Below are 10,845 nucleotides of genomic sequence, written 5' to 3' on the forward strand. Positions count from 1 at the left end.
TCTTTTCAACACCTTCCTTGTCACCGGCGTCTCGAGTCTCGCAGGCGACCTCGTCGTCCCGACGAGCATTCGGTCGTATGGGCTTCCTGTGATGGTTCTAATCACGGTCCTGTACTTCTTCATCACCCAGGACCGGGAGATCACGCGGTCGGAGGGAATGACGCTGCTTCTCCTGTATGTGCTCTTTCTCGTGAATCTCGGTGCCTTTCTTTGAGACGGCGTTCTCGATCCGGTTGGCTACGATCGTGTACTGATCGGTCTCGGATTCCGTTTGTATGTCATAACGAGTGGAAATTTGCATAGATTGAAAGGCAAGCCAATCACCAACACACAGTATGTATATTGCTGATGAAACCTGGCCCGACCTCGGCGATTATTTTGCGGATGAATCAGTAGCGCTGGTTCCGCTTGGTTCAACCGAACAGCATGGTCCACATCTCCCATTAGCGACGGATCATCTGATTGCGGAAGCTTACGCACGGGAGGCCGCGAGACGAACGGGCTACCTCTGTACTCCGACTATCAATATCGGTGTAAGCCCTCATCATAAGCAGTTTCACGGGACCATGTGGGTTGATGCTCCCGTCTTTCGAGAGTACGTCGAGTCCTTCACTCGGAACCTAACCTATCACGGCATAGACCGCGTTATCTACGTGAATGCTCACGGCGGTAACGTTGAGCATCTTCGGGAGGTTGGTCGACGTCTGAGAGATGAGAAAGAACTCTATGCGATCGAATGGATGTGGAACGAGAGCATCCCAGACATGGTCGACGAATTATTCACGCAGAACGGCCCTCACGGAGGACCCAAAGAGACCGCGATGATTCAATATCTCGCTCCAGAGTTGGTCAAAAATGACCGCCTTGAAGACGCACGGGAGGGCGGTATCCCGGACGTTGAAGCCGCTGAAACGGTGAAATATGGTTCACGGACGTTCTATGACGCGGCCGATAATACGAGCAATGGCGTTCTCGGAGACCAAACCGATGCAACCGCCAAGAAGGGTGAACAGATGTTTGAGGCAGCCACAGAACAACTCGTCAAACTCTGTCAGTGGCTTGATTCTCAAGAGTTCCACGCCTTGATGCCGACTCCCCACGTGTAGGACTGATCTCACTCCCTTCGGAGAGGCTCCCGTGATGCTTCATGCTAACCGCTCCCAATTCGTCTCGAATCACCCGTTTTCGTCGCCGAAGAGCGCGGCGGGCTCGACCGTCTCGCCGCCGGATGCCCCGCCGACGAGTACGGGCTGGGTCTCCAGGTAGTCGACGACTTTCACAACGGGTGCACCCGGAGCGACGAAGATGGCCCGTCCACCCTCGGTCACGCCATCCGGTTTCAACACAGGGAACCGGTAGTATGCTTCCGGGGTCGCCACGTAGCCTGCGGCGTAGTCGGGATCGTCCGACCAACAGAGTTCGGCCCGCGTCCCCGGCGCGTGGGCGATAGTCGTCGCAAGCACCACTGCTTCCCGAACCGTCTCCGGAGACGCGACTTCCTGCTTCGTGATCACGACGTCGAGCGCATCCCGACCCGCGTCGCTCGTTCCGATGTTGGTCGCCCGAACTCCCCGTGCCGGGATCGGGTCAAGACGCGACCCATCGGCGGCGTCGACTAGCCCAGCCCCTCGTTCGGCTGTGTCGCTCCGAAGTACGTCGAATCCACGGGTCACCGCACCGTCCGTGATGTCGGCACGGGCGAGGAGTTCCCGCGCCACCTCCCGGCTTTCGTCGGCGTCGTCGACATCGAGAGTCACCACGGGGAGTGCCTCAACGCAGCGGGGCGGGCGAGACAACCGCTCGACGGTAACTGTTACGTCGTCCGGGTTGCCACGTGGGTGTTCGAGCGCCCGCTGAACCATCGACTCCGCGGCGGACGCGACCTTATCGGAGACCGCGTCCGTCCCGGTCGTTTCGTCGGCCTCGTCATGGGCGATGATCGTCTCTGCGCCCGAGACGTGCTCGTCGCCAGCGCTCGCTCGCATCCGCACGCTGAAGGCGTCCGAAGTGGTTTCATTTCTCCCTTCGTCTGCGGTGGTTCCGGTTCTCGCGTCCGCGTCGGCGATGCCGTCGTCCACGTTTCCACTCATGGTGATTCCTCCCGAGGTGACCGCCCTGGTTCGCGTGTCGGGAGCACCTTGGTCGAGAGGTGTTCCCGGACTCCCTCGACCGCGTCGACCGGGTTGTCGAGGTCCAACGACGGCAGCGTCTCGATCCGACAACCAGTCATCTCGGCGAGGACGTCCGGGTTAGTGCGCTTGGCGAGCGTTTCGTTCGCGTCGCCGTTCAGCACCACGCCCGTCACTTCGATGTCGCGCCGACGTAGGGCCTCCACCGTGAGCGCGCTGTGGTTGAGCGTTCCCAGGCCGGCGCGCGCCACCACGACGGTGGGGAGATCGAGGTCAGCCACGAGGTCGACGATCTCGTGGTCATCCGCCAGCGGGACGCGCAGGCCACCGATCCCCTCGACGATGCCGACGTCGGCAGTTCGGACGGCTTGGGCGCAATCCCGGCGGATGGCTCCGTATTCCAGCGTCTCGCCCGCCTGCTCGGCGGCGACCGCGGGTGCCAGCGCGGGCTCGAGCCGGCGCAGACAGGTCGACGCCGCCTCGCTGCCGCAGGCGTCAGCTATGAACCCCGCGTCGTGGTCGAGTGGGTAGCCCGTCTGGGCTGGCTTGACACCGCAGGCGTCCACACCCGCTTCGCGCAGCGTCCCCACCAGCCCTGCGGTCACCACGGTCTTTCCCACCCCGGTCCCCGTCCCGACCACCGCGAAATCGCGGACGGAGTCGCCGACGGACGCGACGGGGGTCCCTGTCTGGTCACCGGCCGAATCAGCTCCAAACGTCATCGCAGGCCCACCTCCTTGCCGGCCGCTTCGAACGCCGTCAAACACCGTTTGAGCTCGGCTTCGGTGTGGGTCGCCATCGGCGCGACTCGGATTCGGCTCTCCCCCTCGGGCACGGTCGGCGGGCGGATAGCGGGCGCGACGACTCCCCGCTCCTCGAGTTCAGTTGCCAGCGCGAGGACATCGTCCCGGTCGCCGACCAGCACGGGCAACACCTGCGTCTCACCGAGCACCTCGTACCCGACCGATTCGAGACCGTCGCGAAGGTGTTCGACGTTCGACCAGAGCGCCTCGCGGACCGTGCCCTCGCGGGCGATCCGGAACGCTTCGCGAGCCGCGCCAACTGCGGGCGGGGCCAGCCCCGTTGAGTAGACGAACGAACGCGCCTCGTTAACGAGGAGTTCCACGAGTGCCTGGTCGCCGGCGACGTACCCCCCTTGGCTCGCCAGCGCCTTCGAGAGCGTGCCGAGTTGGACGTTCACCCGGTCAGACAACCCCTCCCGCTGGACGATGCCGCCGCCATCTTCATAGAGACCGGTCGCATGGGCCTCATCGACCATGACCCAGGCGCCGTGGCGCTCGGCCGCGTCGCAGATAGCACCCAGGGGTGCGATGTCGCCGTCCATGCTGAAGACGGAGTCGGTCACTACTAACCAGGCCTCGTTTTCGACCCCCTCCCGGCGAGCCCTCTCGGCCATCGCTTTAGCGAGCGCATCGGCGTCGGCGTGGTCATAAACCACCGTCTCAGCATCCGAGAGCCGGCAGCCGTCGACGATGCTGGCGTGATTCAACTCATCGGAGAAAACCACGTCCGGATCAAGCGCGGTGATGGTCCCGACATTTGCGGCATACCCCGAGGAGAAAACCAGTGCCCGATCAGTGCCCTTGGCGTCCGCAAGGTCGCGCTCAAGCGCGCGATGGTGTCGGGTGTCGCCGGTGACAAGCCGACTCGCGCCTGCGCCGGTTCCGATCTCACGGGCTGCCTCCGCGGCCGCGCGCTGGACCCGCCCGTCGGCAGCAAGCCCGAGATAGTTGTTCGCCGCGAACACCAGTCGCTGCTCGTCCAGAAAGTCGGGTCGTTTCCCCCGCGGGTCGGCCGCGAATCGAGTGCGTGCGGCTACGTCCTCGGCGGGCGAGAGGTCGCGACGGAGTCCCCGGTCCTCGCGAACGGTCAGGCGGGACGTGGGATCGAACCCGTGGTCCCGTTCCGGCTCCGAGTTCGTCTCGGCGTCGGATTCGGCGTTGGGCATGGGATCGCTCAGAATCCGGGCATGAGTTCGGCCGGACCGAACACGCCGTAGTCCTCGGCACGGTTCCGTCGGATGCCGGCCTTCAGGTACCCCAGCGCAGGGCCGTTCACGTTGGCGGCCATGCTGGTATCGTCATCGAGTTGGAACGTGTTCGTCCCGCGCTGGCCGTCGAACGTGCGGCCGGTCACGCGGACGGTCGTCGTGGTGGGCTTGTCGTCCTGGCGCACGTCGAGGATACCGCCCACGTGGACGTCGGCGGCGCCGCAGATGCCCGCCCGCTCCAATAGCACGTCGTCAGCGTGCTCCATGTCGTTGAACTCGAGTACGCCGTCGTGTTCGTCGATGATATCCTCGATTTCCGTCTCGGTCAGGTCGCGAGCGATCTCGATATCGTAGCCATCGAGGTGGGCGATGTCCTCGCGGACGGTGCCGCGATTGTCCTCGTAGCCCGACTGCAGGCCCACGCCCCACCAGATCTCAACCGCCTCAACCTCCACGAACGACTGCGCCGCAAGTGCCGCCGCGCCCGTGAGGAACCCGGGTGTCGCGCCGGCGCCGCAAACGAAGGTGATACCCGACTCGACGAGTGTCTCCTCGCGGTCCTCGAGCATTCCAATCACACGCGAGCGCTTGAGCACATCCACGAGCACACCCTCGAAGTCGGCCTCGGCGAATCGCTCGGCCACCCGCGGGATGAAGTCGTGTTCGAGGTTGGGCAGTGCCATGATAACCGCGTCGACGTGCTCACCGAGTGTGATGACGTCCTCGATGGGCGTCTCCGTCGATTCTCCCTGGGTCGAAGCGACCACGCCGGCGTCCTCGCCGTGCTGTTTGACGGCCGTACCTCCGTCGGGTTCGATCATGCCATCGGCGTCGCTTGTGCCGTCAGCGTCGGCCTCGTGGGTGTCGCCGGTACCATCCCCCGCGATGTTTCCCTCGGTGGCCTTGAGGAGTTCCTCGACGTCGAGACCGTCGGCATCAAAGGCCATGCCGTGGCGGTCACAAGCCGCGACGGGCGTGAGTCCCTCCGTGTGCGTGCTGACTTCGAGCGTCCGTCTGCCGATGCCGCCGGTTCCAAGTACTGCGAAAGTAATGTCGTCCATGGGTTCGTCGATGAGTCGGTAAGTCGGTCGATGAGTCGGTGAGCTGTCGATGTGAATCGGACGGTAGTCGATATGAGCCGAGCGTTGGTCGATTCGGATCCGTCACTGTGAATCAGTCGTCCGCGGTGTCGCTCGTGCCCGTTCCCGGAACGTTCGCGTTGCTCGTTGCAGACCCTGCGGCGGTGTCGACGTCGAGACAGTCGTCCGAGGAGCCGTTACCGCGCGAGCGGGCCTTGACCGCCTCGGTTTCAAACTCGTTGGTCTTGGTGTTGGGCTGCAGGCCTGCGCGTTCGATCATCTCGATGTCGTCGGCTGGCGACTGGCCCTCGGTTGTGAGGTAGTCCCCCGTGAGCACGCCGTCGGCGCCAGCCTCGAACGGGAGGTGTTGCTCGTCCGCGTCGAGGTTGACCTCCCGGCCGCCGGTGAGACGCACCCGGGCGTGGGGGAACAGCAGCCGGTAGACCGCGATCGTCTTGACGAGTTCGGTGGTCGTGATGTCCGCCGAGTCTTGGTCGCCCAGGGGCGTCCCCTCCACGGGGTTGAGGACGTTAACCGGGACCGACGAGACCCCGACGTCGCGAAGCGCGAGCGCGGCGTCCACGCGGTCGGTGGGCGCCTCACCCATTCCGAGGATGACGCCCGCACACAGGTCCATCCCTGCGGCCTTCGCGCGCTCAAGGGTCTGCACCCGGTCCTCGAAGTCGTGTGAGGAGACGATTTCCGGGAAGTATCGTGGCGAGGTTTCGATGTTGTGATTGTAGTGATTGACGCCCTCCTCAGCGATGATTCGGGCCTCCTCCTCGGTGAGGAGACCGAGGCTAGCATCAACCTCGACATCAGTCTCGTCACGCACCAGCCGGATGGCTCGCAGGACGTCGGCCCATTCCTCGGGACGCTTCTCCTTGCTCACGCCCTTTTCAGCCACCACGATGCCGAATCGCTGGGCGCCGTCGCGCTCGGCGCGGGTGGCGGCCGCGAGGATCTCCGTCGGCTCAAGGAACCCGTAGGTGTCGATACCGGTGTCGAAGTGTGCCGACTGGGCGCAGAAGCCGCAATCTTCGGCACAGTTGCCGGCCTTAGCGTTGACGATGCTGCAGGCGTCGACCGTGCCGTCACCGAAATGTGCCCGCACCGCGTCCGCAGCCGGCGCGAGGTCCGCAACCGGCTGGGCCAGCAACGCCAGCGCCTCCCGTCTCGTGAGGTTCTCGCCGTCTATCACGCGTGCGACTGCCTCGTCGATCGTTCGAATACCGGTCTCGTAAACCACGAGTGGCACGGGGGTTTACCACATCAAAATAGTTTGTGATCGAAATCGGTTGTGGCGGGGATGGCTGGACGAGCACACGTCGTCTCCGACGTTACCCCTGTCGGGGTGCGACGTAATCGCATTCGCCCACGCATTCTTCTTTGAGTGGGCTTTCCCCGAGCACCTGTTCGGGCTTTGCTCCGCTTCGGAAGACGGTGATACCTTTGAGATCGAGATCACGGGCGGACAGAAAGATCTCCTTGACATCGTCGACGTCCGCCGATTGGGGCAAATTCACCGTCTTGCTGACCGCATTATCCACGTGTTCTTGAAACGCCGCTTGCATCTCGAGGTGTTGTTCGGCGGGGATGTCGTGGGCCGTCTGGAATAGTCCCTTCACGTCGTCCGGAATTTCCTCGATATCCTGAATCGTGGTTCGACCGTGGAGTTCCTCGATGAATTCCTCGGAGTAGAAGCCTCGTTCCTTCGCCATGTGGATGAAGCGGTCGTTGACGATCTCCAGTCCGCCCATCACCTGCTTCGTGTAGACGACGTTGTATATCGGCTCAATACTAGCCGAACAGCCAGCAATAAGCGAAATCGACCCGGTGGGAGCGATCGTCGTCGTCGTGGCGTTCCGCATCGGCTCCTCGTGGATGGAGTTCTCCCATGCTGGAAACGGATCTCGCTCCTCCGCCAATCGCTTGGAGGCGTTCCTCGATTCGTCGTGAACGAACTCCATTAGCTCGCCGGCGAATTCGAGGGCCGTCTCGGAGTAATACGGAATCTGAAGATCGACGAGCATGTCGTGAAAGCCCATCACGCCCAGACCCAATCGTCGGGTTTTGGATACCATCTCGTCGATTTCGGGGACCGGGAACTGTGACCTCTCGATCGCATTGTCGAGCAATCGCACGGCGAGATGCGTCGTCTCGCGGAGCTTCTTCCAGTCGACCGTCTCGCCGTCGGTGTGCTGCCCGAGGTTGATCGAACCAAGGATACACGCCTCATAGGGGAGTTCCGGCACTTCACCACAGGGATTTGTCGCTTCGATCCGGCCGAGTTCCGGTGTTGGATTCTGTTCGTTGATCGTATCCAAAAACAGGACACCTGGATCACCCGTCTCCCAGGCCATATCCGCAATTCGCTCGAGGACGGCGTCGGGATCCGCTTGCTCAACGGTCTCTTCGGTTCGCGGATTTACGATGTCGTAGGAGTCCCCGGCGGCGTAGGCCTCCCAGAACGCCTCGTCCGTCGCCACGGAGAGGTTGAAATTCCGTAACACGTCTTCGTCCGCCTTGACGGAGATGAACTCCTCCAAATCGGGATGCGAGACGTGGAGTACCCCCATATTTGCGCCCCGGCGGCGGCCGCCCTGCTTGATCTGCTCGGTCGCCGTATCGAAGACTTTCATAAAACTGACTGGTCCCGACGCCACGCCACCCGTCTTCATCACGACATCACCCTCCGGGCGAAGGTTCGAGAACGAAAAGCCGGTGCCACCGCCGCTCTGGTGAATGAGCGCCGTCTGCTTGACTGCCGTGAAGATCGATTCTATCGAATCATCGATGGGGAGAACGAAGCAGGCAGCGAGCTGCTGGAGTTCGGTTCCAGCGTTCATGAGTACTGGCGAAGAGGGGAGAAAATCGAGATCACTGATCGTCTGATAAAATCGCTCTTCGATCGTCTCGACATCACCGCCGAACTGTGCCTCGGCCGTCGCCAGATCTGCGGCGACGCGATGAAACATCTCGTCCGGCGTCTCGATGACTGTCCCCGTCTCGTCTTGTTGCAGATACCGTCGATGCAGGACGGTCTTAGCGACGTCGTCGAGGGAGCCCATACGTCTACGCGTGCGGTACGTTCATATTAAGCCATGATCCCAATCCCCACGCGCTGAAAATCCCACGGAGTCGTCACAAACGATCCGTTCTCAATGGAATCGCCCCGTGAATGAGGAATCGGGGACCCACTTATTTCCCTTGGGACCAAACGTCGCGCTGATGGCACTCGACGTGGAGACTCCGTCCCCACCGGACCTGACGAATCGCGGGAGTCCCGACGATGTGGAACTCTCGAACGTGACCGGAACCCTAAGTGATCTCCGCCGTCAGGAACTCGAGGAAATCCTGCGGGATGGCGCATGGAACGAGGCCTTCCAAGAGTGGGCCGCGTACACGGATCTGACCGACGCAGAGTACCGGACTATCAGCGAGTACGGACTGATCGAGGAGTTTGATTTCTACTGGGATCCGACCGAGGAACGACTCCGCTTCGAACTCCCGGAGTTATCGGCGGTTCTATCCGAGCGGGCGGACCTTGAAACGGCGGCCCGGGCCGAACTAACAGATCTCGGGGATATCGTGCTCGAGATGATCGAAGACGCGTACCTCGACTGGAACAACGGCGAACCCGAACCCTGGACTGAGGAAGCGTTCAGTGAAGAGCCGACCGGCGAAGACTGACGTGTTTGGCTGGTCTCACACGAAGTAGTTCGCCCGAGTTTCCCCTCGCGAGGACGAACCGGTCTTCGGCTTGCACACTCCGATACGGCGACGGATCTCCGTAGTTGGTGTGCGGTTGACGGTGCCGAACACGAGGGACTCAACCATGGTCGATGATACATGACCAAATCGGACGAACCGTCTGCGGAGATTCCACGAACCACGAGGGTGCTGGACGTGTTGGTAGAGACTGTCCCCCTCTGGGTTGGTGCGCTCGTGGCAGTCCTGCTGTTCCTGTTTGCCGTCCAGCTACTCGGCACGGCTACGGAAGCAGCCGAGCCGTTCATCGAGCGGCTCCTCCGTCAGGTGATCGTCGACGACCGTTCTGCGCTAGGGCTTGGCTGGCTGGCTACCTACGGGCTGACGAATGGATCGGTCGTGGCAGCGCTCGCGCTGTCGCTGTTCCGGTCCGGCATCGTCTCCGTGTCGGAGTTGTTCCTGATGATCGCCGGGTCGCGTCTCGGTGGTGCCGCCATCGTCGTCCTCATCGGAGCACTCGACCACCTCCAGAAGCGCTACGGGGGGACTTTGAGTGAGGGGACGAGCATGGGCCTGCTGACGTTCCTGATTACGTTTACTATCTATCTCCCCGTAACCGTGCTCGGGGTCGGTGTCCTGAAGCTGTTCCAGCCGGAACTGCTCGCGGCGACTCGGGGGCTTCACCTCCCCGTCCGGTCACTGCAGTACTTCGATCCCATCACCGGCGCGGTGATGCGAACAGTGGGCCCCGGAACCGCTCTGGTCATCGCAGTCGCCTTGTTATTCGGGAGTCTCTGGTTGTTCGACGACGTGTTAGAGCGCGTGAAAACCGAGACGGTCCGGACGTACGTGTTCCGGTACTTCGAACGGCGGTGGATGGCCTTTGGTATTGGGCTTTTGATCACTGCTCTCACGACGAGCGTCGCCTTTTCGCTTGGCGTCGTCGTGCCGCTGTACAACCGGCGGTTCGTTCGACGTGAGGAGATAGTGCCGTACATTCTCGGAGCGAACATCGGGACGCTATTCGACACGCTCGTCGTGGCGTTCGTGCTGGAGACGTCGGTCGGTATTGCGATCGTCCTCCTCGTGGCGGGTCTCGCGATGCTATTCACGCTGGTAGCGCTCATCGGCTACGAGCCGTACGCCGCGGGTATCGATGCCGGACAGGACAAACTCCTCGAAGACCGCCGGTTCTTCATCGGGTTCGGCATCCTACTGGTCGCCGTCCCGTTCGGATTGCTACTCGTCCCCCACATCTAATCGCGATGCCAGCAAACAAAACCAACAGAGCCGTACACGAACTCATGTCAGTTACCATTCTCGTTCCGATGGACGGATCACCGATGGCGAAACGGGCACTCGAACACGCCCTCTCGATGCATCCCGACGCTCAGTTCACCGTTCTCCACGTCATCGACTACATCGAGGAGAGCTACAGCGCCCGAGCGTTAGTCGGACCCGACGAACTTCGGGACCGAGCCGAGGAGCGTGCCGAGGAACTATTCGAGGAAGCGGAGGGAATCGCCGACGAACACGACGTGGAAATTGAAACGCGGACAGCCACCGGCGACCCATCGCGTGAGATCGTCGCCTACGCCGAGGATCACGACGTCGATCAGATCGTCATCGGTTGTCACGGTCGGTCGCCGATGTCGCGCATCCTGCTCGGCAGCGTTGCCGAGAAGGTCACGCGACGAGCACCGGTGCCGGTCACCGTCGTCCGATAGCACCGGGGAAATTCGGACCATTCCACTGACGGGTGATCGTCCGGATTTCGAGCACCATCGCCCAGTGTCTGCCAGTGAAACACGGACACTACGGACCCATCACCGGTGTCGGGACTGGAGGCACTCGACCGTCGTCGCGAGAGCGTCCTGCATCGACGGGAGCGACCGGGAGAGTACGGTCACATGCT

At 62.3% G+C, this 10,845-nt stretch carries 11 protein-coding genes; 5 read left to right on the forward strand and 6 right to left on the reverse strand.

The window, feature by feature from the left end; all coding sequences use genetic code 11:
* The coding region (locus ACERIT_RS15575; protein WP_373675779.1) for a hypothetical protein at positions 1-214 on the forward strand (214 nt) is incomplete at its 5' end.
* A 121-nt stretch (positions 215-335) separates the two neighbouring features.
* Positions 336-1,106, forward strand: coding sequence for a creatininase family protein (locus ACERIT_RS15580; protein WP_373675780.1), 771 nt, complete (start codon positions 336-338; stop codon positions 1,104-1,106).
* A gap of 69 nt (positions 1,107-1,175) precedes the next feature.
* On the opposite strand, the gene ACERIT_RS15585 is transcribed toward ACERIT_RS15580, so the two are convergent.
* The 6 genes from ACERIT_RS15585 to ACERIT_RS15610 form a co-directional block, all read right to left on the reverse strand.
* A complete protein-coding gene (locus ACERIT_RS15585) occupies positions 1,176-2,090 on the reverse strand; it encodes a 6-carboxyhexanoate--CoA ligase (protein WP_373675781.1) in 915 nt (304 codons plus the stop codon).
* Complete coding sequence (gene bioD / locus ACERIT_RS15590; RefSeq protein ID WP_373675782.1) at positions 2,087-2,851, reverse strand: dethiobiotin synthase; 765 nt, start codon at positions 2,849-2,851, stop codon at positions 2,087-2,089. The genes ACERIT_RS15585 and bioD overlap by 4 nt, the downstream gene beginning before the upstream one ends.
* Entirely contained in the window at positions 2,848-4,098 is a 1,251-nt protein-coding gene (locus tag ACERIT_RS15595; RefSeq protein ID WP_373675783.1) for an aminotransferase class I/II-fold pyridoxal phosphate-dependent enzyme, read from the reverse strand. The genes bioD and ACERIT_RS15595 overlap by 4 nt, the downstream gene beginning before the upstream one ends.
* An 8-nt stretch (positions 4,099-4,106) precedes the next feature.
* A complete protein-coding gene (locus tag ACERIT_RS15600) occupies positions 4,107-5,201 on the reverse strand; it encodes a transcriptional regulator (RefSeq protein WP_373675784.1) in 1,095 nt (364 codons plus the stop codon).
* A gap of 112 nt (positions 5,202-5,313) precedes the next feature.
* Positions 5,314-6,468 (reverse strand): biotin synthase BioB, encoded by a 1,155-nt coding sequence (gene bioB, locus ACERIT_RS15605; RefSeq protein ID WP_373675785.1) that lies wholly within the window; start codon positions 6,466-6,468, stop codon positions 5,314-5,316.
* A gap of 91 nt (positions 6,469-6,559) precedes the next feature.
* Positions 6,560-8,290 (reverse strand): adenosylcobalamin-dependent ribonucleoside-diphosphate reductase, encoded by a 1,731-nt coding sequence (locus ACERIT_RS15610; RefSeq protein WP_373675786.1) that lies wholly within the window; start codon positions 8,288-8,290, stop codon positions 6,560-6,562.
* A gap of 160 nt (positions 8,291-8,450) precedes the next feature.
* On the opposite strand from ACERIT_RS15610, the gene ACERIT_RS15615 reads away from it, so the two are divergent.
* From ACERIT_RS15615 to ACERIT_RS15625, 3 genes are all read left to right on the forward strand, one after another.
* A complete protein-coding gene (locus ACERIT_RS15615; protein ID WP_373675787.1) occupies positions 8,451-8,912 on the forward strand; it encodes a hypothetical protein in 462 nt (153 codons plus the stop codon).
* Between the two features lie 159 nt (positions 8,913-9,071).
* Positions 9,072-10,190 carry a sodium:phosphate symporter gene (locus tag ACERIT_RS15620; protein ID WP_373675788.1) on the forward strand — a complete coding sequence of 373 codons (1,119 nt, stop codon included), beginning with the start codon at positions 9,072-9,074 and terminating at the stop codon, positions 10,188-10,190.
* A gap of 44 nt (positions 10,191-10,234) precedes the next feature.
* Positions 10,235-10,657: a universal stress protein gene (locus tag ACERIT_RS15625; RefSeq protein ID WP_373675789.1), complete on the forward strand. Its 423-nt coding sequence runs from the start codon at positions 10,235-10,237 to the stop codon at positions 10,655-10,657.
* Positions 10,658-10,845: the final 188 nt, after the last annotated feature.

It is taken from the genome of Halopenitus sp. H-Gu1, assembly GCF_041821145.1.
Classification (GTDB): domain Archaea; phylum Halobacteriota; class Halobacteria; order Halobacteriales; family Haloferacaceae; genus Halopenitus.